This window comes from Paracoccus haeundaensis, from assembly GCF_006239215.1.
Classification (GTDB): domain Bacteria; phylum Pseudomonadota; class Alphaproteobacteria; order Rhodobacterales; family Rhodobacteraceae; genus Paracoccus; species Paracoccus marcusii.
Genome location: NZ_VDDC01000015.1, coordinates 102,746 through 125,756, shown reverse-complemented (window position 1 = coordinate 125,756; position 23,011 = coordinate 102,746). Strand labels below are relative to the sequence as shown.

21 protein-coding genes are annotated in these 23,011 nt (G+C 69.2%); 13 read left to right on the top strand and 8 right to left on the bottom strand.

Annotation, left to right across the window (positions count from 1 at the left end):
- The first annotated feature begins 31 nt into the window (after positions 1–31).
- The 4 genes from FHD67_RS10095 to FHD67_RS10080 all read left to right on the top strand — a co-directional run bounded on the left by FHD67_RS10095 (position 32) and on the right by FHD67_RS10080 (position 5,616).
- Positions 32–2,323, top strand: coding sequence for a Tex family protein (locus FHD67_RS10095; protein WP_139598618.1), 2,292 nt, complete (start codon positions 32–34; stop codon positions 2,321–2,323).
- A gap of 10 nt (positions 2,324–2,333) precedes the next feature.
- Positions 2,334–3,557, top strand: coding sequence for an AGE family epimerase/isomerase (locus tag FHD67_RS10090; RefSeq protein WP_342775297.1), 1,224 nt, complete (start codon positions 2,334–2,336; stop codon positions 3,555–3,557).
- A 106-nt stretch (positions 3,558–3,663) separates the two neighbouring features.
- Positions 3,664–4,737 (top strand): sensor histidine kinase, encoded by a 1,074-nt coding sequence (locus tag FHD67_RS10085; RefSeq protein ID WP_176695097.1) that lies wholly within the window; start codon positions 3,664–3,666, stop codon positions 4,735–4,737.
- Between the two features lie 102 nt (positions 4,738–4,839).
- Positions 4,840–5,616, top strand: coding sequence for a transglutaminase-like domain-containing protein (locus FHD67_RS10080; RefSeq protein WP_139598615.1), 777 nt, complete (start codon positions 4,840–4,842; stop codon positions 5,614–5,616).
- Between the two features lie 4 nt (positions 5,617–5,620).
- Here the strand turns inward: FHD67_RS10080 and cbiB are convergent, their stop codons facing one another.
- On the bottom strand, positions 5,621–6,532 hold the full coding sequence (gene cbiB, locus FHD67_RS10075) for an adenosylcobinamide-phosphate synthase CbiB (RefSeq protein WP_139598614.1): 912 nt from the start codon (positions 6,530–6,532) through the stop codon (positions 5,621–5,623).
- 1 nt (position 6,533) lies between these two features.
- On the bottom strand, positions 6,534–7,073 hold the full coding sequence (locus FHD67_RS10070; protein WP_045999147.1) for a histidine phosphatase family protein: 540 nt from the start codon (positions 7,071–7,073) through the stop codon (positions 6,534–6,536).
- A 144-nt stretch (positions 7,074–7,217) separates the two neighbouring features.
- Here FHD67_RS10070 and FHD67_RS10065 point away from each other — a divergent pair, with 144 nt between their 5' ends.
- From FHD67_RS10065 to FHD67_RS10035, 7 genes are read left to right on the top strand one after another with little or no spacing between them, the layout of a single operon-like run.
- Positions 7,218–8,378, top strand: a complete 1,161-nt coding sequence (locus FHD67_RS10065) for an isovaleryl-CoA dehydrogenase (protein ID WP_139598613.1) — start codon at positions 7,218–7,220, stop codon at positions 8,376–8,378.
- Positions 8,378–8,866: a lysozyme inhibitor LprI family protein gene (locus tag FHD67_RS10060; protein ID WP_045983021.1), complete on the top strand. Its 489-nt coding sequence runs from the start codon at positions 8,378–8,380 to the stop codon at positions 8,864–8,866. The genes FHD67_RS10065 and FHD67_RS10060 overlap by 1 nt, the downstream gene beginning before the upstream one ends.
- Position 8,867: 1 nt before the next feature.
- Entirely contained in the window at positions 8,868–10,415 is a 1,548-nt protein-coding gene (locus tag FHD67_RS10055; RefSeq protein WP_139598612.1) for an AMP-binding protein, read from the top strand.
- Positions 10,412–12,016 carry a carboxyl transferase domain-containing protein gene (locus tag FHD67_RS10050; RefSeq protein ID WP_139598611.1) on the top strand — a complete coding sequence of 535 codons (1,605 nt, stop codon included), beginning with the start codon at positions 10,412–10,414 and terminating at the stop codon, positions 12,014–12,016. Before FHD67_RS10055 ends, FHD67_RS10050 begins: the two co-directional genes overlap by 4 nt.
- Positions 12,017–12,026: 10 nt before the next feature.
- The gene (locus tag FHD67_RS10045) at positions 12,027–13,952 is read left to right on the top strand and encodes an acetyl/propionyl/methylcrotonyl-CoA carboxylase subunit alpha (RefSeq protein ID WP_139598610.1); all 1,926 of its coding nucleotides are present in this window, start codon (positions 12,027–12,029) and stop codon (positions 13,950–13,952) included.
- Positions 13,945–14,808, top strand: a complete 864-nt coding sequence (locus FHD67_RS10040) for a hydroxymethylglutaryl-CoA lyase (RefSeq protein WP_139598609.1) — start codon at positions 13,945–13,947, stop codon at positions 14,806–14,808. The genes FHD67_RS10045 and FHD67_RS10040 overlap by 8 nt, the downstream gene beginning before the upstream one ends.
- Positions 14,801–15,583 (top strand): crotonase/enoyl-CoA hydratase family protein, encoded by a 783-nt coding sequence (locus tag FHD67_RS10035; RefSeq protein WP_045999153.1) that lies wholly within the window; start codon positions 14,801–14,803, stop codon positions 15,581–15,583. Before FHD67_RS10040 ends, FHD67_RS10035 begins: the two co-directional genes overlap by 8 nt.
- On the opposite strand, the gene FHD67_RS10030 is transcribed toward FHD67_RS10035, so the two are convergent.
- Positions 15,580–16,836, bottom strand: a complete 1,257-nt coding sequence (locus FHD67_RS10030; RefSeq protein WP_045999154.1) for an Nramp family divalent metal transporter — start codon at positions 16,834–16,836, stop codon at positions 15,580–15,582. The two genes, FHD67_RS10035 and FHD67_RS10030, sit on opposite strands and share 4 nt — an antisense overlap.
- A 125-nt stretch (positions 16,837–16,961) precedes the next feature.
- Positions 16,962–18,257 (bottom strand): serine hydroxymethyltransferase, encoded by a 1,296-nt coding sequence (gene glyA, locus FHD67_RS10025; RefSeq protein ID WP_045999155.1) that lies wholly within the window; start codon positions 18,255–18,257, stop codon positions 16,962–16,964.
- 116 nt (positions 18,258–18,373) lie between these two features.
- On the opposite strand from glyA, the gene FHD67_RS10020 reads away from it, so the two are divergent.
- Positions 18,374–19,198 carry an NAD kinase gene (locus FHD67_RS10020; protein ID WP_084693650.1) on the top strand — a complete coding sequence of 275 codons (825 nt, stop codon included), beginning with the start codon at positions 18,374–18,376 and terminating at the stop codon, positions 19,196–19,198.
- Between the two features lie 7 nt (positions 19,199–19,205).
- Here the strand turns inward: FHD67_RS10020 and FHD67_RS10015 are convergent, their stop codons facing one another.
- From FHD67_RS10015 to FHD67_RS10005, 3 genes are all read right to left on the bottom strand, one after another.
- A complete protein-coding gene (locus tag FHD67_RS10015) occupies positions 19,206–20,228 on the bottom strand; it encodes a hypothetical protein (protein WP_045999622.1) in 1,023 nt (340 codons plus the stop codon).
- 80 nt (positions 20,229–20,308) lie between these two features.
- Positions 20,309–21,217: an RNA polymerase sigma factor RpoH gene (gene rpoH, locus FHD67_RS10010; RefSeq protein ID WP_045999157.1), complete on the bottom strand. Its 909-nt coding sequence runs from the start codon at positions 21,215–21,217 to the stop codon at positions 20,309–20,311.
- Positions 21,218–21,327: 110 nt separating this feature from the next.
- Positions 21,328–22,350, bottom strand: coding sequence for an RluA family pseudouridine synthase (locus tag FHD67_RS10005; protein ID WP_139598608.1), 1,023 nt, complete (start codon positions 22,348–22,350; stop codon positions 21,328–21,330).
- Between FHD67_RS10005 and FHD67_RS10000 the strand changes: the two genes are divergently transcribed.
- On the top strand, positions 22,349–22,660 hold the full coding sequence (locus tag FHD67_RS10000; RefSeq protein WP_045999159.1) for a DUF6476 family protein: 312 nt from the start codon (positions 22,349–22,351) through the stop codon (positions 22,658–22,660). The genes FHD67_RS10005 and FHD67_RS10000 overlap by 2 nt on opposite strands.
- On the opposite strand, the gene FHD67_RS09995 is transcribed toward FHD67_RS10000, so the two are convergent.
- Complete coding sequence (locus tag FHD67_RS09995) at positions 22,651–22,908, bottom strand: accessory factor UbiK family protein (protein WP_045983033.1); 258 nt, start codon at positions 22,906–22,908, stop codon at positions 22,651–22,653. The genes FHD67_RS10000 and FHD67_RS09995 overlap by 10 nt on opposite strands.
- Between the last annotated feature and the right edge of the window lie 103 nt (positions 22,909–23,011).

Genomic DNA, 23,011 nt, shown 5'->3' with positions numbered 1-23,011 from the left:
CAAGACCCACGGACGACAAGGCCCCCCACGCATGGACATCTCTGCCCAGACCGCTACCCGCATCGCCCGCCAGATCGCGACCGAGATCGGCGCCAGCCCCGCGCAGGTCACGGCCGCCTCCGACCTGCTGGACGGGGGCGCGACGGTTCCCTTTGTCGCACGTTACCGCAAGGAGGCGACGGGGGGCCTGGACGACACGCAGCTGCGGACCCTGGCCGACCGCCTGTCCTATCTGCGAGAGATGGAGGCGCGGCGCACGGCGATCCTGGGATCGATCCGCGACCAGGGCAAGCTGACCGACGATCTGTCCCGTGCCATCGGCGCGGCCGAGACCAAGGCCGCGCTGGAGGACATCTATCTGCCCTTCAAGCCCAAGCGCCGGACCAAGGCGATGATCGCGCGCGAGAACGGTCTGGAGCCGCTGCTGCGCGCGATCCAGGCCGATCCGTCGCGCGAACCGGCGACCCTTGCGCCCACCTATGTGACGGGCGCGGTCGAGACGCCCAAGGCCGCGCTGGACGGCGCCCGCGACATCCTGGTCGAGGAGCTGTCGGAAAATGCCGAGGTTCTGGGCCCGCTGCGCGAGTTCATGCGCGGCAATGCGGTGATCGCCGCCCGCGTGGCGGCCGGTAAGGAGGAGGCGGGCGCCAAGTTCAGCGACTATTTCGCGCATTCGGAAACCTGGTCGGGCATTCCGGGCCACCGCGCGCTGGCCATCCTGCGCGCCGCCAAGGAGGAGGTCGTGACCATCGACATCGCCCCCGACCCGGACACCGGCACGGCGCGGGCCGAGGGGATCGTTGCGCGGGGTCTGGGCGCGGTCGGGCAGGGGCCGGGCGCCGACTGGCTGCGCGGCGTCGCGGGCTGGGCCTGGCGGGTACGGCTGTCGAACACGATGTATATCGACCTGCTGACCGAATTGCGCGCCCGTGCCCATGCCGAGGCGATCCAGGTCTTTGCCCGCAACCTGCGCGACCTGCTGCTAGCCGCGCCTGCGGGTCCGCGCGCGACCCTGGGCCTGGACCCCGGCATCCGCACGGGGTGCAAGATCGCGGTCGTGGACGGGACGGGCAAGCTGCTGGACACCGCGACCATCTATCCGTTCCAGCCCAAGAACGACCTGCGCGGGGCCGAGGCCACGCTGGCGACGCTGATCGCCAGGCATGGCGTCGACCTGATCGCCATCGGCAACGGCACCGCCAGCCGCGAGAGCGAGCGTCTGGTCGCCGATGTGCTGAAGCGCCTGCCCAAGGGGGTGAAGGAACCGACCAAGGTGATCGTCTCCGAGGCTGGGGCCTCGGTCTATTCCGCGTCCGAACTGGCCGCGAAGGAGTTTCCCGGCCTGGACGTCTCCCTGCGCGGCGCGGTCAGCATCGCGCGCCGGTTGCAGGACCCGCTGGCCGAACTGGTCAAGGTGCCGCCGCAGTCCATCGGTGTGGGGCAATACCAGCATGACGTGGACCAACGGCAGCTGGCAAAATCGCTGGAGGCCGTGGTCGAAGATGCCGTGAACGCGGTGGGCGTCGATCTGAACACGGCCTCTGCGGCGCTGCTGACGCATGTGGCGGGGCTGGGGCCGTCGCTGGCTCAGGCCATCGTCGCGCATCGCGATGCGACCGGCGCCTTTCCGTCCCGCGCCGCGCTGAAGAAGGTCGCGGGTCTGGGCCCCAAGGCGTTCCAGCAATGCGCGGGGTTCCTGCGCGTCCAAGGGTCCGAACCGCTGGACGCATCCGCCGTCCATCCCGAAGCTTATGGCGTCGCGCGCAAGATCGTGGCCGCCTGCGGGCGTGATCTGCGGTCGCTGATGGGCGACAGCACGACGCTCAAATCGGTGCGGGCGCAGGATTTCGTCACCGAGGATTTCGGCCTGCCCACCGTGCGCGACATCCTGTCGGAGCTGGAAAAGCCCGGCCGCGACCCGCGCCCCGGTTTCGTCACCGCGACCTTTGCCGACGGCGTCGAGGCGATCGGCGACCTGCGCCCCGGCATGTCGCTGGAGGGGACGGTGACGAACGTCGCGGCCTTTGGCGCCTTCGTCGATATCGGGGTGCATCAGGACGGGCTGGTCCATGTCAGCCAGCTGGCCGACCGCTTCGTGAAGGACCCCCACGAGGTGGTCAAGGCCGGCGACGTGGTCCGCGTCCGCGTGACCGAGGTGGACGTGGCCCGCAAGCGCATCGGCCTGACCATGCGCAAGGACAACGCCCCCACCGACCGCCCCGCGCGCGAGGCTGCGAAGCCCGCGCCCCGTGCGGCGCACGCCGCGCCCAAGGGGGCGGGCGCATTCGGTTCGGCCCTGGCCGACGCGCTGCGCAAACGCTGAGAGGATGGCCATGAGCGTGCTTGACGACACCGATCACCGCGCTTTTCTGGCGCGCGACGCGCACCGGGCGCTGAACTTCTTCGATGCCAGCATCCGGCCCGAGGGCGGCTTTCATGTGCTGGACCTGGACGGCACCCCTCTGCCGGGCACGGTGCAGGAGCTGCATACGACCACGCGGCTGGTCCATTCCTATGCGCTCGCGCAGATGGCCGGGCGGCCGGACCGCGCGGGGATCGTGGATCAGGGCATGGACTGGCTGTGGCGCGCGCATCGCGACACCGATCACGGCGGCTATCTGTGGGCCGTGGACGGCACCGCGCCGGTCGAGGGGCCCAAGCTGGCCTATGGCCATGCCTTCGTGCTGCTGGCCGCGTCCAGTGCCAAGATGATCGGGCACCCGGATGCGGATCGCCTGCTGGCCGACATCACGCAGGTGCTGGACCGCCACTATTGGGACGACGACGCGGGACTGTTCCGCGACGAGTTCACGCGCGACTGGCAGGCGTTCTCGACCTATCGCGGCATGAACGCCAACATGCACGGAGTCGAGGCGCTGCTGGCCGCGTTCGAGGCGACCGGCGCGCCCGTCCATCTGGACCGTGCCGGGCGGATCCTGGAGTTCTTCATCGCGGGGCAGGCGGCGGCGCATGGCTGGCGCATCCCGGAACATTACGACGACCGCTGGCGGCCCGACCATGCCTATGCCGGCAACCCGATGTTCCGCCCCGCCGGCACCACGCCGGGCCACAGCTTCGAGATGGCGCGCCTGCTGCTGCACTGGTGGGATCTGGCCGGGCGCCCCGACACAGGCGCAATCGCGCAGGCGCGTGCGCTGGTCGATACTGCGCTGGCGGATGCCTGGGCCGACCGGGGCGGGCTGGCCTACACACTGCGCGACGGTCGCGTGGACAATCCGGCGCGCTATTGGTGGCCGGTGACCGAGGCGATCGGCGCGCTGGCGGCCCTGATCAAGCTGGACCCCCGACCCGGCGACGGCGACTGGTACCGCCGCCTGTGGGCCTTTGCGGACGGGCATCTGATCGATCACGCCCGCGGCGGGTGGTTCCCCGAACTGGGCAATGACGACCGCCCGGCCGCGACGCAGTTCAAGGGCAAACCCGACATCTATCACGCGCTGCAGGCGGACCTGCTGCCGCTGGCGCGGGGCGTGTCGCATCAGGCGCGCGATCTGGCCCGCACATGTCCCTTGCGTGACGCGGCGGGCCTTGGCTAACCTTTCTGTGCCGTCCGGATTGGTCCTTGACGTGACCGGGCCGGAGGGCCAAGCGGGACGTCAAGCGGCGGGCCGGGACAGGCCCGCGTCACTGTCGGGTTCATCCATGGTTCCAACCGATCCGAATTTGCGCGCGATCGACCTGCTGGCCGGGTCCGAAGCGGGATTCGCGCTGTCGGTTCTGGATGCCTCGCCGGATTGCATCAAGCTGCTGGACCCCGAGGGGCGGCTGATCTTCATGAACGGCAACGGGTTGTGCGCGATGGAGATCGACGATTTCGCCAGCGTCGATCAGCGGCCCTGGCCGTCGATGTGGCCGCCCGAGGCGGACCGGATGCTGAACGACGCGATGCAGGCGGCGCTGACCGGCGCCGTGACCCGGTTCGAGGCCTTCTGCCCGACCGCCCGCGGCACACCGCGCTGGTGGCACGTCACCGTGTCGGGGGTCCGGGACGCGGCGGGCCGCGTGGTGCGCATCCTGGCGTCGTCGCGCGACGTGACCGACAGCGTGACCATCCGACAGCAGCTGCAGCAGGAGGTCGCCCGCAAGGACGAGGCCATCGCCCGTCAGCACATCCTGATGGGAGAGATCGACCACCGGGTGAAGAACAGCTTTGCCGCGGTCATCGCCCTTCTGCGGATGCAGGCGCGCCAGCAGGCCGGCGGCCCGGCGGGCGCGCAGCTGTCCGATGCCGCGAACCGCATCTCGACCCTGGCGCGGGTGCACGACCAGCTGCACCTGGATCCGGGCAGCCGCAATGTCAGCCTGCGCGATTATGTCGGGGCGCTGGCGACCGACCTGGCGCAGGCGCTGGAGGCGGCGATCACCGTGAACGACGCGCTGGCGGGCGATCTGCGGGTGACGGCGGGGCAGGCGGCGGCGATCGGCCAGATCCTGGCCGAACTGATCGGCAATGCCGTCAAGCACGCGCATCCGGGCCGGCGGCCGGGGCTGTGGCTGGACCTGGCGCAGAACGCGGGCGCGTTGAGCGTCACGTTGTCGGATGACGGGCCGGGCCTGCCTGCCGGGTTCGACCCGGATGCGGCGCGCGGGCTGGGCATGCAGATCTGCCTGATCTATGCCCGCCAGATGGGCGGTGGGCTGGATCACGGTGCCTCTGACCGGGGCGGTGCCCGGTTCCGCGTCACCGTGATGCTGGATGCGGCTGCGTCATCCTGACGCCCGCGGAACCTAGCCGCCGCTTGACGATTGACAATGGCCGCGCAAGCGGGCACGGCTCTGCCCCTTTCCCGACCCACCCCAACCTGACAGGAGCCGCCGATGCGGATGAAGATCGACGTGACGCTTGACTATGCGCTGGAATCGCCCGGGCCCGCGCTGCTGCTGATCGAGGCGGCGGGCGTTCACGGACAGATCCTGAACCGCACCAACATCGACCTAGGCCAGCCCCTGAAGCTGGCCCGCGTTCCGGCCGAGGAGGGCATCGGCGAACGCATCGTCATGCGCCTGCAGGATCGGCTGACCTGCCGTTATTCGGCCGAAGTCCAAGTGACCCGCCCGCGTCCCGATCTGGCCAGCCTGCAGGCCGTCGAGGTCGAGGACATGCCCGGCGATGCGCTGCGCTATCTTCTGCCGTCGCGCTATTGCCAGTCGGAACGGTTCGGTCATTTCACCGGCTCTCGGTTCGAGGGGCTGACGGGCGGCCCGCTGGTCGCCGCGATGCGCGATTGGGTGGAACGCAACCTGGACTATGTCGCCGGAACCAGCGACGGGGACACAACGGCGGCGGACACCTTCCTGGACCGGCGCGGCGTCTGCCGGGACTATGCGCATCTGCTGATCGCGCTGTGCCGCGCGCAGCAGATCCCCGCGCGCATCGCCAGCGTCTATGCCCCCCATGTCCAGCCGCAGGATTTCCACGCGGTCGTGCAGGTCTATCTGGGCGGCGATTGGCACCTGGTCGATCCGACCGGCATGGCCCATGCGGACCAGATGGCCTTGGTCGCGGTCGGGCGCGACGCGGCGGACGTGGCGTTCCTGACCACGAACTCGGTCGCGGAACTGCGCACGCAAAGCGTCGAGGTCATGCTGTTCTGATCCCTCAGACCAGCGCCGCCGTGGCCAGCAGCAGCGCCGCGACCACCGTGGCGCGACGGATCAGCGCGATGCCCCGGCGCAGGTCAGCCGCATCCGGGTCGGGCGCGGCGGCATTCAGCCACGGCTCGTCCGCGACCCGGTTGGCATAGACGCGCGGACCCGACAACCGGCAGTCCAGGGCCCCGGCCATCGCGCCCTCGGGCCAGCCGGCGTTGGGCGACCGGTGGGCAGACGCGTCGCGCAGCGCCACCCGCAGTGCCGCCCCCGCGCGCCGACCGGACGCGATCGCAATCAGCCCCGCCGACAGCCGCGCGGGAATCACGTTCGCCACGTCGTCCAAGCGCGCGGCGATCATTCCGAATGCCTCGTGCCGGGGGGTGCGGTGGCCGATCATCGAATCCATCGTGTTGATCGCCTTGTAGGCCGCGATGCCCGGCAGCCCGCCGACCGCCGCCCAGAACAGCGGCGCGATGACGCCGTCGCTGAAATTCTCGGCCAGGCTCTCAAGGCTGGCGCGGGACAGCGCGGGCGTATCGGCGCGGGTGACGTCGCGCCCCACGATCATCGCGGTCGCACCGCGAGCGGCGGCCAGATCGCCCACCGCCAGGGGGACGGCCACCGCGCGTAGGTGCTGGTCCAGCGACCGCGCCGCGACCAGTGGCCACGCCAGCACGGCCGCGACCCACGGGCCCAGCCACGCCTGGATCAGGACCGCGGGGATCATGGCCGCCAGCAGGACGACAACCACGGTCAGCGCACCCTTGGCGCGCCGCGCCCGGCCCTTGTTCAGCGCGCGATCCAGCGCCGCGATCAGACGCCCGGCCCAGGTCACCGGATGCCCGACCTGGCGATAGACCGCATCGGGCCAACCGATCAGCACATCCAGCATCAGCGCCAGCAGGGCGATCACGGCCATCCTAGTCTCCTGCGCAGAGGTTGACGGTCTGCACCGCCCAATCGGCACCGGCGCGCTGCAGCACGGTCAGCGACAGGGGCGCCACCGCGAAGGACAGGGCGGCAGGCCCGACCACGATGGACAGTGCCGCACGCACGGTGCCCGCATGCGCCACGATCACCGTGTCCCGCTGCAGCGCCTGCAGGACCGGGATCACCCGCGCGGCCATGTCATCGAAGCTTTCACCGCCGTCGGGGCGGTGGCGGGCCAAGGCATCGAGGGGCAGGGGACCAAGGTCGGGCAGGAGTGACGGGTCCATCCCCTCCCACGCGCCCAGGTCCTGTTCCCACAGCGCGGGCTCCAGCCTGTCGGGCACAAGCCCCAGGGCGGTGGCCGTCTGACGACAGCGCAGCGCCGGGCTGGCGATGACCTGGGCGGGACGCAGGCGGGCCGCCTGGCGCGCGAATGCGGCAGCATCGCCGCAATCGGCAGGCACATCGCGCCGGCCGGCCAGCAGGCCGTCGGCAAGACTGGGGGCATGGCGCAGGATCATCAGTCGCATCGCCCTCCTTTGGCGCGTCGGCCGGGCAGGGACAAGCCCCGCGCTTGACGCATCGGCCCAACCGGCGCAGCCTGCTTGACGGGCGGGCGCGGCCTGCGCTATGGAAATGAACAAGCGTTCAATAACCGGGGAGGGGGGATCGCGATGTTCACGCGGGGCATGGAATTCGATCTGGGCGAGGATGTGAACGCGCTGCGCGAGATGGTCCACGGATGGGCCACCGATCGCGTCGCGCCCCTGGCGGCCGAGACCGACCGCACCAACGCCTTCCCCAACCAGCTGTGGACCGAGATGGGCGATCTGGGCCTGCTGGGCATCACGGTGGATGAACAGTACGGCGGGTCGGGCATGGGCTATCTGGCGCATGTGATCGCGGTCGAGGAGATCGCGCGGGCCAGCGCGTCGATCAGCCTGTCCTATGGCGCGCATTCGAACCTGTGCGTGAACCAGATCAAGCTGAACGGCACCGATGCGCAGCGTGCGAAATACCTGCCCGACCTGTGCAGCGGCAAGGCCGTCGGCGCCCTGGCCATGTCCGAGGAAAGCGCGGGCAGCGACGTCGTCGCGATGCGCCTGCGCGCCGAGAAGAAGAACGACCGCTATGTGCTGAACGGCAGCAAGTACTGGATCACCAACGCGCCCGACGCAAAGACGCTGGTGGTCTATGCCAAGACCGACCCCGAGGCCGGGTCGAAGGGCATCACGGCATTCATCGTCGAACGCGACATGGCCGGTTTCACCACCAGCCCGCATTTCGACAAGCTGGGGATGCGCGGATCGAACACGGGCGAGTTGATCTTCGACAATGTCGAGATCCCGTTCGAGAACGTCCTGGGCGAGGAGGGCCGGGGCGTTCGGGTGCTGATGTCGGGCCTAGACTACGAGAGGGTGGTCCTGGCCGGCATCGGCACCGGTATCATGGCGGCCTGCCTGGATCAGGTCCTGCCCTATGTGGCGGAACGCAAGCAGTTCGGTCAGCCGGTGGGGTCGTTCCAGCTGATGCAGGGCAAGATCGCCGACATGTATGTCGCACTGAACACCGCCCGCGCCTATGTCTACGAGGTCGCGCGGGCCTGCGACGCGGGCAAGGTCACGCGGCAGGACGCGGCGGGTGCGGTGCTGTATGCCAGCGAACAGGCGATGGTGCAGGCGCATCAGGCCGTGCAGGCGCTTGGCGGGGCCGGGTTCCTGTCCGACAGCGTCGTCAGCCGCTTGTTCCGCGACGCCAAGCTGATGGAGATCGGGGCCGGCACCAGCGAGATCCGCCGCATGCTGATCGGGCGCGAGCTGATGGGGCTGGTCTGATGCGCATCCTGGTCGTGTTGGCGCTGATGGCCGCCCCGGCGATGGCGCAGGACGCGCCGTCCTTTGACCCCGCTCCGGTGCTGGCCTGCCTTGACAGCGATGCGGCGCCCGACAGCTGCGCGGGCCTGGCCGCGAATGCCTGCATGGAGGGCGAGGGCGGGTCCAGCACGGTCGGCATGGGGTTCTGCCTGGGCGCCGAACGCGACTGGTGGGACGATCGCCTGAACACCGCCTATGGCGAGGTGATGACGCGGGCCGAGGCAGGCGATGCGGAACTGGACAGCATGGACGCCGCGGGTCCGCGTCAGGCGGGTGCCCTGCGTGACATGCAGCGTGCCTGGATCGCCTTCCGCGACGCTGCTTGCGAATACGAGGCGACGCGATGGGGCGGCGGCACCGGCGCGGGGCCCGCGGCCGCGCAATGCGCGCTGACCCTGACCGCGCGTCAGGCGAACCAGCTGGACGGCTATCTGCGCGAAGGCCCCTGAGATGGCACGCCTGCTGCATCACGCGGACCACGCGAGGCTGTGCCGGGATTTCCGCTGGCAGTACCCCGCGCGGCTGAACATGGCCGACCAGTGCCTGGCCCATGCACCGGACCGGGTGGCGATCATCGACCATGACGGCGCCCCGCACCCGGTGACCTTCGCCACGCTGGCGGCAATGACCGATGCGCTGGCCCACGCACTTGGTGCCGATCGCGGCGACCGGATCGGCATCCTGCGCACGCAATCGTCCTGGACGGCGGCCGCGCATCTGGCGGTGTGGAAATCGGCCGCGATCTCGGTCCCGCTGTTCAAGCTGTTCGGCCCGGATGCGCTGGACCTGCGTTTGCGCGACGCGGGTATCTCGACCGTCATCACCGACACCCAAGGGCGCCGGATGCTGGCCCCGTTCCCCCATCTGCGGGTGATCGTCCCCGAGGACGGCCTGCCCGATGCCGGGCCCTTCGCCACGCGCGACACCGGGCCGGAAGACCCGGCGGTGATCATCTATACTTCGGGGACGACAGGCACGCCCAAGGGCGCGTTGCACGGGCATCGCATGCTGACCGGTCACCTGCCGGGGGTCGAGATGAGCCACGACCTGCTGGGCCAGCCGGGCGACGTCATCTGGACGCCCGCGGACTGGGCCTGGATCGGCGGTCTGTTCGACGTGGCGATGCCGGGGCTTGCGCTTGGCGTGCCCGTGGTCGCCACCCCGATGGCCAAGTTCGATCCACATGCCGTCGCGGGCCTGATCCGCGACTGCGGCATCCGCAACGTGTTCCTGCCGCCCACCGCGTTGAGGATGCTCAAGGTCGCGGGGGTACGCCTGCCCGGCCTGCGCAGCGTCGCATCGGGCGGAGAGACGCTTGGCGCCCCCATGCTGGACTGGGGCCGGGAGGCATTCGGCCTGCAGATCAACGAATTCTATGGTCAGACCGAATGCAACATGGTCGCATCTGGCAGTGGCGCGATGTTTCCGGCCCGTCCCGGCGCCATCGGGCGCGCGGTGCCCGGGATCGAACTGGCGGTGATCGACGCGCAGGGCCGGCGCACCGATGCCGAGGGCGACATCGCCATCCGCCGCGGCGCCGGCAGCATGATGTTGGAATACTGGCGGAACCCGCAGGCCACGGCGGCCAAGTTCCGCGGGGACTGGCTGGTGACCGGCGACCGGGGCGTCATCCGGGACGGCCATGTCCAGTTCGTCGGACGCGACGACGACGTCATCACCTCGGCCGGGTACCGCATCGGTCCATCCGAGGTCGAGGACTGCCTGCTGCGCCATCCCGCCGTGGCGCAGGTCGCCGTGGTCGGCAAGCCCTGTGCGCTGCGCACCGAAATCGTCAAGGCCTACGTCGTGCTGCGGCCCGGCCATGAACCGTCGCCCGACCTTGCCGCCGACCTGCAGGCCCATGCCCGCAGCCGGTCCGCCGCCCATTCCTATCCCCGAGAGATCGCCTTTCTGGACGCCCTGCCCATGACCGTGACCGGCAAGGTCATGCGTCGCGCGCTGCGCGATCTGGACCTGGCCGAGGAGACCACACAATGAAACTGACCTCGACCGCGCTGCCTTCGTCCGAGGGGTTCCGCGCCAACCGCACCGCGCATCTGGCCTTGCTGGAGACCGCCCGCGAGGCCGCGGAGGCTGCCATCGCCGGCGGCGGCCACAAGGCGCTGGAGCGTCACGTCAGCCGCGGCAAGATGCCCCCGCGGGAACGGGTGGCGAACCTTCTGGACCCCGGCAGCCCGTTCCTGGAGATCGGCGCGCTTGCCGCTTATGGCTTGTACGACGGGGCTGCGCCCTGTGCGGGGGTCATCGCCGGGGTCGGGCGGGTGCATGGCCAGGACGTGATGGTCGTGGCCAATGACGCGACGGTCAAGGGCGGCACCTATTACCCGATGACGGTCAAGAAGCACCTGCGCGCCCAGGAGATCGCCGAGGAATGCGGCCTGCCCTGCGTCTATCTGGTCGATAGCGGCGGCGCGAACCTGCCCAACCAGGACGAGGTCTTTCCCGACCGCGACCATTTCGGCCGCATCTTCTTCAACCAGGCCCGGATGAGCTCCAAAGGTATCCCGCAGATCGCCGTCGTCATGGGGTCCTGCACCGCGGGCGGCGCCTATGTTCCCGCCATGTCCGACGTGACGATCATCGTGCGCGGCCAGGGGACGATCTTTCTGGCCGGTCCGCCGCTGGTCAAGGCCGCCACCGGCGAGGTGGTCACGTCCGAGGATCTGGGCGGTGGCGACGTGCACACCCGCCTGTCCGGCGTGGCCGATTACCTGGCCGAGGACGACGCCCACGCGCTGGCCCAGGCCCGCCGCGCCATCGCCAACCTGAACCGCCGCCGTCCCGACACCGTCGTCTGGCAGTCCCCGGAACCGCCCGCCTATGACCCCGAGGAGATCCTGGGCGTGGTGCCGGCCGACCTGCGCACCCCCTATGACATCCGCGAGGTCATCGCCCGCATCGTCGACGGCAGCCGCTTTGACGAATTCAAGGCCCGCTTCGGCGAGACGCTGGTCACGGGCTTTGCCCATGTCGACGGCTGCCCGGTGGGCATCATCGCCAACAACGGCGTGCTGTTTTCAGAGGCGGCACAGAAGGGCGCGCATTTCATCGAACTGTGCAGCACCCGCAACATTCCGCTGGTGTTCCTGCAGAACATCACCGGCTTCATGGTCGGCCGCAAATACGAGAACGAGGGCATCGCCCGCCACGGCGCCAAGATGGTCACCGCGGTGGCCACCACCAACGTGCCCAAGATCACCATGCTGGTCGGCGGCAGCTTCGGTGCGGGCAATTACGGCATGGCGGGGCGGGCCTATTCCCCGCGCTTCCTGTGGACCTGGCCCAACAGCCGCATCAGCGTGATGGGCGGCGAACAGGCCGCGGGCGTCCTGGCCACCGTCCGCCGCGACGGCATCGAACGTGCCGGCGGCCAGTGGTCGCCCGAGGACGAGGCCGAGTTCAAGCGCCCCACGGTCGAGATGTTCGAGCGCCAGTCCCATCCCCTCTATGCTTCCGCAAGGCTGTGGGACGACGGGATCATCGATCCGCGCCAATCGCGCGACATCCTGGCCCTGTCGCTGCGCGCCAGCCTGAACGCACCCATCCAGCCGACGCGGTTCGGCCTGTTCCGCATGTGAGGGGCACGACATGTTCGACAAGATCCTGATCGCCAACCGGGGCGAGATCGCCTGCCGCGTCATCGACACCTGCCGCCGCTTGGGCGTGGCGACGGTCGCGGTCTATTCCGACGCCGACCGTGATGCGCGCCATGTGCAGATGGCCGATCAGGCCGTGCATCTGGGCGGCCCGGCCCCCGCCGAAAGCTATCTGCGGGGCGACAGGGTCATCGCGGCGGCCCAGGCCACCGGCGCGCAGGCGATCCATCCGGGCTATGGCTTCCTGTCCGAGAACCCCGACTTCGTCGATGCGGTGGTGGCGGCGGGGCTGGTCTTCATCGGGCCGTCGGCGGCGGCGATCCGGGCGATGGGGCTCAAGGACGCGGCCAAGGCGCTGATGGAGAGGGCGGGCGTGCCGGTCGTGCCCGGCTATCACGGCGCGGACCAGGACCCGGACCATCTGGCGGCGGAGGCCGCGCGGATCGGCTATCCGGTGCTGATCAAGGCCGTGGCGGGGGGCGGCGGCAAGGGCATGCGGCGCGTGGACGACCCCCCGGCTTTTGCCGATGCGCTGGACAGCGCGCGGTCCGAGGCACAGGGCGCCTTCGGCAACCCCGCCGTGCTGATCGAGAAATACATCCTGCAGCCGCGCCACATCGAGGTGCAGGTGTTCGGCGACGGCGCCCGCGCCGTGCATCTCTATGAACGCGACTGCAGTCTGCAGCGCCGCCACCAGAAGGTGATCGAGGAGGCCCCGGCCCCCGACATGACGCCCGAAATGCGCGAGGCGATGGGCGGTGCGGCGGTGCGCGCGGCCGAGGCCATCGGCTATGCCGGGGCGGGCACGATCGAGTTCATCGTGGACGGCGCGAACGGGCTGCGGCCCGACGGGTTCTGGTTCATGGAGATGAACACCCGCCTGCAGGTCGAGCATCCGGTGACCGAGGCCGTGACCGGCATCGATCTGGTCGAATGGCAGCTGCGCGTGGCCAGCGGCGAGGCTCTGCCCGCGCGGCAGGAGAATATCGCCCTGACCGGCCACGCCTTCGAGGCGCGGCTTTACGCCGAGGACGTGCCCGCCGGGTTCCTGCCCGCGACCGGGCGGCTGGCGCATCTGCGCTTTGCCGATCACGCCCGGATCGAGACCGGCGTGCGTCCAGGCGACGCGATCAGCCCGTGGTACGACCCGATGATTGCCAAGGTCGTGACCCATGGCGCGACGCGCGCCATCGCGCTGCGCGCGCTGGAACAGGCGCTGGTCGATACCGAGGTCGCGGGCTCGGTCACGAACCTGGACTTCCTAATCGCGCTGACCCGGCATGCCGGGTTCAAGCGTGGCGAGGTCGACACGGGCCTGATCACCCGCGACCTGCCGTCTCTGCTGGACGGCGGGGCCGAGGACCGCGCCGCCTTGGTTCTGGGCGTCATCGGGTTGGCGGGGCTGGCCGATCCCGACATTCGCGGCGGCGCGACCCTGTGGCAGCCGCTGCGCCGCACCATCGCGTGGGAGGGCGGTCAGGCGGCGCTGGAGGTGACCGGGCCGGGTGCGGCCCGCGTCACGCTGGACCGCGCGCATGAGGTGCGCTGGCAGTCGGGGCGCTGGTGGGTGGACGGGCAGCCCTGCCGCCACCGCGTCGTGGTTCACCCGGCGGGCGTCGGTGTCTTTGGCGGCCGCGTGGTGCACCTGACCCCGCTGGACCCGCTGGCGCGCAAGGCGGCCGACGGGGCGGGGGACGGGGTGACGCGTTCGCCCATGCCGGGGCTGGTCAAGGCGGTGCATGTGACGGCGGGACAGACTGTTTCTGCGGGCGACCGGCTGGCCGTGCTGGAGGCCATGAAGATGGAGCACAGCCTGACCGCCGCCGCCGATGGCGTGGTGGCCGAGGTTCTGGCCAAGGCCGGCGATCAGGTCGAGGCCGGCGCACCCCTGATCCGGCTGGAGCCTGTCGATGGCTGAGCGCGTCAACATCTTCGAGATGGGCCCCCGCGACGGGCTGCAGAACGAGAAGCGGCTGATCCCCACCGCCGACAAGATCGCCCTGGTCGATCTGCTGAGCCAGGCGGGCTTCGACGACATTGAGGTCACCAGCTTCGTCCCCGCGGCCTGGGTGCCGCAGATGGCGGACGGGGCCGAGGTGATGGCGGGCATCACCCGCCGCCCCGGCACGCGATATGCAGTGCTGACGCCGAACCTGCGCGGCTATCAGGCAGCCCGGGCGGCGCAGGCCGACACGGTCGCGGTCTTTGCCAGCGCCTCGGAGGGATTCAGCCGGGCGAACCTGAACGCCAGCATCGCCGACAGCCTAGCGCGGATGGCACCGGTTGCGGCGCAGGCGCAGGCCGATGGCGTCACCCTGCGCGGCTATGTCAGTGTGGTGACCGACTGCCCGTTCGACGGGCCGGTGGCCCCCGCCGCCGTGGCCCGCGTGGCGGCAGCCCTGCGCGACATGGGCTGTCAGCAGATCAGCCTGGGCGACACGATCGGGCAGGGCCGCCCCGAAACCATCGACGCCATGTTGGCCGCCGTGCTGGAGGAGCTGCCCGCCGACCGCTTGGCAGGGCATTACCACGATACCGCCGGGCGGGCGCTGCAGAACGTGGATGTCAGCCTTGAGCGTGGGTTGCGGGTCTTCGACGCCGCGGTCGGCGGCTTGGGCGGTTGCCCCTATGCACCGGGTGCGGCGGGCAACGTCGCGACCGAAGCGCTGGCCCGCCATCTGGACGCGCGCGGCTTTGCGCATGGTCTGGACATGGAGATCATCACCCGCGCCGCTGCCATGGCCCGCGCCCTGAGGGAGACCCCCGATGCCTGAGACCATCCGCATCGACCGCGACGACCGTGGCGTGGCGACCCTGTGGCTGACGCGTGCGGAAAAGCACAACGCCCTGTCCCGCCCGATGATGGACGAGCTGACCCGGGCCGCCGCCGATCTGGGCGCGGATGCGTCGGTACGCGTGGTGGTTCTGGCGGCCGAAGGCGGCAGTTTCTGCGCGGGCGGCGATCTGGGCTGGATGCGCGAGCAGATGGCCGCGGATGACGCCACGCGGCGCGAGGGGGCGCGGGCGCTGGCCGGGATGCTCTCGGCGCTGAACCTGCTGCCCAAGCCGCTGATCGCGCGGGTTCAGGGCAATGCCTTTGGCGGGGGCGTGGGCATGATGGCGGTCAGCGACATCGTGGTGGCCGCCGACACGGCGCGGTTCGGGCTGACCGAGGTCAGGCTGGGCCTGATCCCCGCGACCATCGGCCCTTATGTGCTGGCCCGCATGGGCGAGCCCGCGGCGCGGCGGGTGTTCTTTTCGGCGCGCCTGTTCGATGCCGCGGAGGCCGTGGACCTGAACCTAGTGTCGCGCCGGGTCGCGGCGGCGGATCTGGATGCGGCGGTGGAGGCCGAGGTGGCCCCCTTCCTGCAGGCGGCACCGGGGGCGGTCGCGGCGGCCAAGGCGCAGTGCCGCGCGCTTGGTCCGCGCATCGACGCCGCCGTCATCGAAGACAGCATCGACCGCCTGGTCGCCGTCTGGCAGGGTGCCGAGGCCCCCGAGGGGATCTCGGCCTTCTTCGAGAAGCGCAAGCCCGCCTGGCAGTCCTAGAACAGCCGCATGATCGAGCTGCGCAGCTGATCGACGGCCAGTGCGGCAAAGGCCAGCGTGCAGATGACCAGCAGGATGTTGGTCAGCGGCTTGTTGCGCCATTCGGCGGGTACGCGGTCGGTGTTCAGGATCCACAGCAGCGTGACCGACATGAATGGCATGAACAGCGCGCCCAGCACGCCGTAAGCCAGGATCAGCAGCACCGGCTGGCCCAAGAACAGCATCGCCATGGGCGGGATGGTCAGCCAGACGATGTAGGCGCGATAGTAGCGCCCGCCCGCCAGGCGGTCGGGATGGGCGTGCGGCTTGCCCTGCACATGGCCCATGAAGTCCGCAAACATCAGGCTGACCCCGTTCCACACCCCGATCAGCGAGCTGAATGATGCCGCGAAGAACCCGATCAGGAACAGCTTGCTGAGCCAGGGGCCATAGCGTTCACCCAGGACGCGGGAGAGGTCGACCATGCCCTGATCGCCGCCGCCAATGGCGATGCCCGCTGAGTAGAGCAGTTCCGCTCCCACGATCAGCGTCGCCACGACGAACAGGCCGGTCACCAGATAGGCGACCGCGTTGTCGATGCGCATGACCGACATGAAGCGCGGGCTGTCCCAGCCCTTCTCGCGCAGCCAGTAGCCATAGGCCGCCAGCGTGATCGTGCCACCGACGCCGCCCGCGACGGACAGGACGTTGATCATCGCGCCATCCGGGATCATCGGGGCAAGGCCGGTCAGGACCTCGCCAAGGTTGGGCAGGGTGGCTGCGGCCGCCAGGACCATGGCGATGAACATCAGGATGACCATCGCGGTCAGCACCCGTTCGAACAGGTCGTAGCGGCCTGACCAGACCAGCGCCAGGCCCAACAGGCCCGACAGGATGCCCCAGGCCGGAACGCCCAGGAACGGCATCAGCGAGGTCAGCGCCAGTCCCGTCCCGGCCATCGCCGCCGCGCCATAGACAAAGCCCCAGATCACGATGTAGGGGCCGAAATACCAACTGGTCCATTTGCCAAGCGTGCTCCATCCCTCGAAGATGGTGTTGCCGGTGGCCAGGCTGTAGCGGCCGGCACCCTCGACCAGCACGATCTTCATGATGCAGCCCGCAACGACGGCCCACAGCAGGGCATAGCCGTATTTGCTGCCCGCGACGGTCGTGGCGATCAGGTCGGCTGCGCCGACGCCGGTTGCGGCCACGACCAGGCCGGGTCCGACCAGGCTCCAGCGCGGTTCGGCCTGGGGGCGATTGGGTGGTGTCATCTGTCCTCATCCCTAAATGTCCGCGCAAACCATGACCCGAAACTGCAGGATGCGCAAATGGCACAAACGGAAAACCCCGCCGCGCGGGGGCGCGGCGGGGCGTTCAGGTCACCGGTGTCGGGCGATCACATGCCCTGGTACAGCGGGAAGCGGGCGCAGAGCTGGCTGACCTCGGCGCGGACCTTGTCCTCGACCGCGGCATTGCCCTCCTCGCCATTGGCGGCCAGCCCGTCGACGACCTCGACGATCCAGCGGGCGATCTGGCGGAACTCGGGCTCGGCAAAGCCGCGGGTGGTGCCTGCGGGCGCGCCAAGACGGATCCCCGAGGTCACGAACGGCTTTTCAGGGTCGAACGGCACGCCGTTCTTGTTGCAGGTGATGTGCGCACGGCCCAAGGCGGCCTCGGTCGCCTTGCCGGTCACGCCCTTGGGGCGCAGGTCGGCCAGGCACAGGTGGTTGTCGGTGCCGCCCGATACGATGTCGATGCCGCCCTTCATCAGCTCGTCCGCCATGGCGGCGGCGTTCTTGACGACCTGCTGGGCATAGGTCTTGAACTCGGGGCGCAGCGCCTCGCCAAAGGCCACGGCCTTGGCGGCGATCACGTGCATCAGCGGGCCACCCTGCAGGCCGGGGAACACGGCGCTGTTGATCTTCTTGGCGATGTCCGCGTCGTTGGTCAGGATCAGGCCGCCCCGGGGACCGCGCAGCGACTTGTGCGTGGTCGAGGTCACGACATGCGCGTGCGGCACGGGCGAGGCATGCGCGCCGCCCGCGACCAGGCCCGCGATATGCGCCATGTCGACCATCAGATAGGCGCCGACCTCATCCGCGATGGCGCGGAAGGCGGCCCAGTCCCAGCTGCGGCTATAGGCGGTGCCGCCCGCGATGATCAGCTTGGGCTTGTGCTGGCGGGCGCTTTCGGCGATCGCGTCCATGTCCAGCTGATGGTCCTGCGCACGCACGCCATAGCTGACGACGTTGAACCACTTGCCCGACATGTTGACCGGCGATCCGTGGGTCAGGTGACCGCCCGAATTCAGGTCCAGGCCCATGAAGGTGTCGCCCGGCTGCAGCAGCGCCAGGAACACGGCCTGGTTCATCTGGCTGCCGCTGTTGGGCTGGACGTTGGCGTATTCGCAGCCGAACAGCTGCTTGGCACGCTCGATCGCCAGGTTCTCGGCGATGTCGACATACTGGCAGCCGCCGTAATAGCGCTTGCCCGGATAGCCCTCGGCATACTTGTTGGTCAGGACGGACCCCTGGGCCTCCATCACGGCGCGGCTGACGATGTTCTCGGAGGCGATCAGCTCGATCTCGTCGCGCTGGCGGCCCAATTCCTGGGTGATCGCCTTGGCAATGTCGGGGTCACGGCTGGCCAGGGTTTCGGTGAAGAAGCCGTTGTCGCGGGTCGGTGCGTTCATCGGTCTTTCGTCCTTTTTGGGCTGGGGCGGCTTGAGTTTGCGTCTTTTAACGCAACGTCGCGCATGCCGAAAGTGACAAAACGACCCGCATCCCGCCCGTTGCGACGCGCTGCGGAATGCGCTTGTCATCATGCCTGTCGCGCGTGATGGTGCGGGTCCATCAGGGGACAGGACGGCCGATGACACGCAACGTGCATTTCACCGCAAGCCACGCCGAGACCGCCCGGGCGGCTCTGTCCGTGCTGACGGCGCGCTATGGCCAGGCCCCGCTGGCGGAGGCCGACGTCGTGGTGGCCCTGGGCGGGGACGGGTTCATGCTGCAGACCCTGCACGCGACGCAGGGTCGGGGGCTGCCGGTCTATGGCATGAACCGTGGCACGGTGGGGTTCCTGATGAACGCCTATGCCCAGGACGACCTGACCGACCGCCTTGCCTTGGCCGAGGAGACGGTCATCAACCCGCTGCGCATGCGCGCCACCTGTGCCGACGGCACCTGCACCGAGGCCCTGGCGATCAACGAGGTCAGCCTGCTGCGCGAGGGGCCGCAGGCCGCCAAGCTGCGCATCCATGTCGACGGGCGGCTGCGGATGGAGGAACTGGTCTGCGACGGTGCGCTGGTCTCCACCCCGGCGGGATCCACGGCCTACAACTACTCCGCGCACGGGCCGATCCTGCCGATCGGATCAGAGGTGCTGGCCCTGACCGCCATCGCGCCTTTCCGTCCGCGCCGCTGGCGGGGGGCGCTTCTGCCCAAGGGTGCATCCGTGGTGATCGAGGTGCTGAACGCCGACCGCCGCCCTGTCATGGCCGATGCCGACAGCCGTTCTGTCCGCCACGTGACGCAGGTCGAAATCCGCAGCGCCGACGACATCCGTCACCGCCTGCTGTTCGATCCGGGCCATGGGCTGGACGAACGCCTGCTGCGCGAACAGTTCGTCTAAAAGGGCGTCAGCCCGCGCAGATCTGCTGCAGCGCCAGCCACTGTTCGTCGGTCAGCAGGCGGGCAGGCGTGGTTCCCTGACGGATCGGGTCGGCCTCGATCAGTGGCAGGACGGCGGCGCCGGTCGGATCGATGCTGCGCGCATAGGGTTCGGTCGACAGCCCGCGTTCCGCAAAGGCCGGGGGCAGGGTGGCGAGGTCAGGCCGGGGCAAAGACTGCGACAGCAGCGTCTCTCCATAGCCCTGCATCGCGTCGCGCGAGAGCGTCCCAAGCGTCATCAGGCGCAGTGAGTTCATCAGACCCGCATGCCGCAGCGCATCCAGCGTCGCCTGCTTGTCCTCGACCGCCAGACGGGCGGCGATCAGGTGACCGGCAGAGGCTTCAGGCCCGGGGGTGGTGACCAACAGGTCGTTGCCCAACACGTAAAGATCACCCGGCAGGCGACGCGCCCCGTTCAGCGGCGCGGGCACGACCTGCACCAGGGCCTGGTCGCCGATCAACTGGGGTGCGATCCAGTCCAGCACCTGCTGGCCTGACCGCCGACGGCAGACGGCACCGGCGCTGTGCTCCAGATCGGCCAGCACGGCCAGTCCGATCGTGCGCGCCTGCGCGGGGGGAGCGATCCGGGCCGCATGGCGGATCAGCGCGTCGGGCAGCCAGAATGTCAGGGCAGCCAGCATGGCGACAGCGCCCAGCACCGTGACGACGCCGCGCAGGCGGCCCGGCACGGCACGGTGGATGGCGATGGCCCGTTGGACGCGTTCGATCCCCTCGATCATCAGCGGATCGTCGATCTCGACCGTCTCGTCGGGTGCCTGGCCGTTCGGAGTGTATATCGCGGGCAGTTGTCCCGGATTGATCCGCGTCACCGCAGGCAGCGACCAGTGCGACAGAGGTCGGTCCGATTTCGGGTCCATCATCGTCAGAGTCGCGGCGCCCACCGAGACGATGACCTCGCGCAGCCGTGATTCGGGCGTCTCGCGCCACGAGCCCTGCGCCTCGAGGCGCTGGAATTCAGTAAGGGCAGTCACGGGGGCGGGCATGGTCTAGGGTCGTCCTGCAGGGTGCCCAGACCATAGCGACGCGCCGCGTTGCGTCAATGCGGCGCGGGTCACTCGACCGTATCGGCGATCCGCATGCCCTTGTCGCGGGCGAGGGTGCGCATCCGTTCCTGCAGCTTCTCGAACGCGCGCACCTCGATCTGGCGGATGCGTTCACGCGACACGCTGTAGCGGCTGGAAAGGTCCTCCAGTGTCATCGGATCGTCGCGCAGACGACGCTCCATCAGGATGTCCTTCTCACGCTCGTTCAGCGCATCCATCGCGTCGATCAGCATCTGGCGCCGGGTGTCCAGCTCCTCGGATTCGGCATAGGCTTCGGCCTGGTTGGCGTTCGTGTCCTCCAACCAGTCCTGCCACTGCGCCGACGATTCGCCATCGCCCGACCCGACCTGCGCGTTCAACGAGGCGTCACCACCGGATAGTCGGCGGTTCATGTCGACGACCTCTTTCTCGGTGACGTTCAGTTCAGTGGCAATCTGGGCGACGTTCTCGGGACGAAGATCGCCTTCCTCCAGGGCGCCGATCTTGGACTTGGCCTTGCGGAGGTTGAAGAACAGCTTCTTCTGCGCGCTTGTGGTGCCCATCTTGACCAGCGACCAGGACCGCAGAATGTATTCCTGGATCGAGGCACGGATCCACCACATTGCATAAGTCGCAAGGCGAAAGCCGCGTTCCGGGTCAAACCGCTTGACCGCCTGCATCAGGCCGACATTCGCCTCGCTGATCACCTCTGCCTGCGGCAGGCCATAGCCGCGATAACCCATCGCGATCTTTGCGGCCAGACGCAGGTGACTGGTCACCAATTGATGCGCGGCGTCGCTGTCCTCGTGATCGGCCCATGCCTTGGCCAGCATGTATTCCTGTTCGGGTTCCAGCAGCGGAAACTTGCGGATCTCCTGCAGATAGCGGTTCAGACCCTGTTCCGGGCTTGGGGCGGGAAGATTTCCATAAGTCGCCATGATGTTCGCCTTTCGCAGAGACCGGTTAACGCAGCGTCGAACAACCCGGTTCCGGGACAGAATGCCGCATCCGCGCGGGCAGTGTCATGTGTGGTCGGCTCACGCTTTCGTCAAGGGGCGGTGCGAAGAGCGTCCAGAAGGGCCTGCATGTCGTCGGGCAGGGGACTGTCGAACCCCATTTCGACCCCGGTGACCGGATGGACGAACCCCAGATGCGCGGCGTGCAACGCCTGTCGGGAAAACGCCCGGACCGCTGCCGCAGCGGTGCCAAGCGCCTTGGCAGAGGCACGTCGCGACCCGCCATAGACCGGATCGCCGATCAGCCCCAGGCCGCAATGGGCCATGTGCACCCGGATCTGGTGGGTGCGCCCCGTTTCCAACCGGCATTCCACCAGCATGGCCGAAGGCGGCGTGCCGAACCGCTCCAGCAGCCGTGCGCGGGTCACGGCGTGACGGCCCTTGTCGGCAAAAACCGCCTGACGTTGGCGGTCGGTCGGGTGGCGCGACAGGTGCGTGGCGATCCGCAGCACCAGACCTTCCTCGAACGAGACGCCGGGCGTGCCACGCAGACGCGGGTCGGCCGCGTCGATCGCTCCGTGCGCCAGCGCGAGATAGCGCCGGTTGGCCGTGTGCGCCTCGAACTGGGCGGCAAGGCCGTGATGCGCGCGGTCCGACTTGGCGACGACCAGCAGGCCCGACGTGTCCTTGTCGATGCGGTGCACGATGCCGGGGCGCTTTTCACCCCCGATGCCCGACAGCGAATCGCCGCAATGGGCCAGCAGCGCATTGACCAGCGTGCCGGTGGGGCTGCCCGGCGCGGGATGGACGACCATCCCGGCGGGCTTGTCGATCACGATCAGGTCATCATCCTCATGCGCGATGACCAGCGGAATGGCCTCGGCCCGCGTCTCGACAGGCTCGGGCGGGGCCAGGGCGATGCGGTATTCCTGACCCTCGGCGACGCGCGCCTTGACGTCGCGTGCGGGGCCATCCGGACCGCTTACAGCACCGTCGGCGATCAGCCGCGCCAGGCGCGACCGCGACAGGGCCGCATCCTCTGGCACCGCCATGGCAAGCGCCTTATCAAGTCGGTTGGGCGGGTTGGCCGGAATGGTCACGGAAAGGATCGACATGGCGCAGGATGATACCGATTGGAAGGTGGCGGCGAAAGCCGTCCCGGAACTGCGCTTTCTAAAGACGCTGGTGACGGGGCTGACGCTGGTCATGGGGGTGGGGATGATCGCGGTCGTGGCGCTGCTGTGGGTGCGGCTGAACCAGCCCGTGCTGCCCGAACTGCCAGATGCGATCACGCTGCCCCAAGATGCGCAAACCCGCGCGGTGACCTTCGCGACCGATCGGATCGTCGTGCTGACGACGGACGACCGGGTGCTGGTCTATGACCGCGCGGGAACGCTGATGGGACAGACGGTGCTTCAGCCCTGAGGCTTGTCGGCACCCGCGGACAGGGCGTCCAGCCGCGCCTTCAGTTCGGCATTCTCGGTGCGGGCCTTGATCGCCATCTCGCGCACGGCCTCGAACTCCTCGCGGGTGACAAAGTCGCGGTCGGCCAGCCAGCGGTCAATCCAGCCCTTCATGGCCGTCTCGGCCTCGCTGCGGGCGCCTTGGGCCACGCCCATCGCATTGGTCATCAGCTTGGACATGTCGTCGAAGAAACGGTTCTGGGTGGTCATCTGGCGGTGCCCTTCTGTCTTGCGTTGCGTCCTATATGGTCCGGTGCGGTCCCGGGTTCAATGTTGACAGTGCGGCTTTGGCGACTAGCGTGCGCGGCAAATC

Excerpts from the sequence above, each read along its gene's own strand:
- FHD67_RS10095 (WP_139598618.1), top strand. The coding sequence starts at position 32 with ATGGACATCTCTGCCCAGACCGCTACCCGCATCGCCCGCCAGATCGCG.
- FHD67_RS10090 (WP_342775297.1), top strand. The coding sequence starts at position 2,334 with ATGAGCGTGCTTGACGACACCGATCACCGCGCTTTTCTGGCGCGCGAC.
- FHD67_RS10085 (WP_176695097.1), top strand. The coding sequence starts at position 3,664 with ATGGTTCCAACCGATCCGAATTTGCGCGCGATCGACCTGCTGGCCGGG.
- FHD67_RS10080 (WP_139598615.1), top strand. The coding sequence starts at position 4,840 with ATGCGGATGAAGATCGACGTGACGCTTGACTATGCGCTGGAATCGCCC.
- cbiB (WP_139598614.1), bottom strand. The coding sequence starts at position 6,532 with ATGGCCGTGATCGCCCTGCTGGCGCTGATGCTGGATGTGCTGATCGGT.
- FHD67_RS10070 (WP_045999147.1), bottom strand. The coding sequence starts at position 7,073 with ATGCGACTGATGATCCTGCGCCATGCCCCCAGTCTTGCCGACGGCCTG.
- FHD67_RS10065 (WP_139598613.1), top strand. The coding sequence starts at position 7,218 with ATGTTCACGCGGGGCATGGAATTCGATCTGGGCGAGGATGTGAACGCG.
- FHD67_RS10060 (WP_045983021.1), top strand. The coding sequence starts at position 8,378 with ATGCGCATCCTGGTCGTGTTGGCGCTGATGGCCGCCCCGGCGATGGCG.
- FHD67_RS10055 (WP_139598612.1), top strand. The coding sequence starts at position 8,868 with ATGGCACGCCTGCTGCATCACGCGGACCACGCGAGGCTGTGCCGGGAT.
- FHD67_RS10050 (WP_139598611.1), top strand. The coding sequence starts at position 10,412 with ATGAAACTGACCTCGACCGCGCTGCCTTCGTCCGAGGGGTTCCGCGCC.
- FHD67_RS10045 (WP_139598610.1), top strand. The coding sequence starts at position 12,027 with ATGTTCGACAAGATCCTGATCGCCAACCGGGGCGAGATCGCCTGCCGC.
- FHD67_RS10040 (WP_139598609.1), top strand. The coding sequence starts at position 13,945 with ATGGCTGAGCGCGTCAACATCTTCGAGATGGGCCCCCGCGACGGGCTG.
- FHD67_RS10035 (WP_045999153.1), top strand. The coding sequence starts at position 14,801 with ATGCCTGAGACCATCCGCATCGACCGCGACGACCGTGGCGTGGCGACC.
- FHD67_RS10030 (WP_045999154.1), bottom strand. The coding sequence starts at position 16,836 with ATGACACCACCCAATCGCCCCCAGGCCGAACCGCGCTGGAGCCTGGTC.
- glyA (WP_045999155.1), bottom strand. The coding sequence starts at position 18,257 with ATGAACGCACCGACCCGCGACAACGGCTTCTTCACCGAAACCCTGGCC.
- FHD67_RS10020 (WP_084693650.1), top strand. The coding sequence starts at position 18,374 with ATGCGCTTGTCATCATGCCTGTCGCGCGTGATGGTGCGGGTCCATCAG.
- rpoH (WP_045999157.1), bottom strand. The coding sequence starts at position 21,217 with ATGGCGACTTATGGAAATCTTCCCGCCCCAAGCCCGGAACAGGGTCTG.
- FHD67_RS10000 (WP_045999159.1), top strand. The coding sequence starts at position 22,349 with ATGGCGCAGGATGATACCGATTGGAAGGTGGCGGCGAAAGCCGTCCCG.
- FHD67_RS10005 (WP_139598608.1), bottom strand. The coding sequence starts at position 22,350 with ATGTCGATCCTTTCCGTGACCATTCCGGCCAACCCGCCCAACCGACTT.
- FHD67_RS09995 (WP_045983033.1), bottom strand. The coding sequence starts at position 22,908 with ATGACCACCCAGAACCGTTTCTTCGACGACATGTCCAAGCTGATGACC.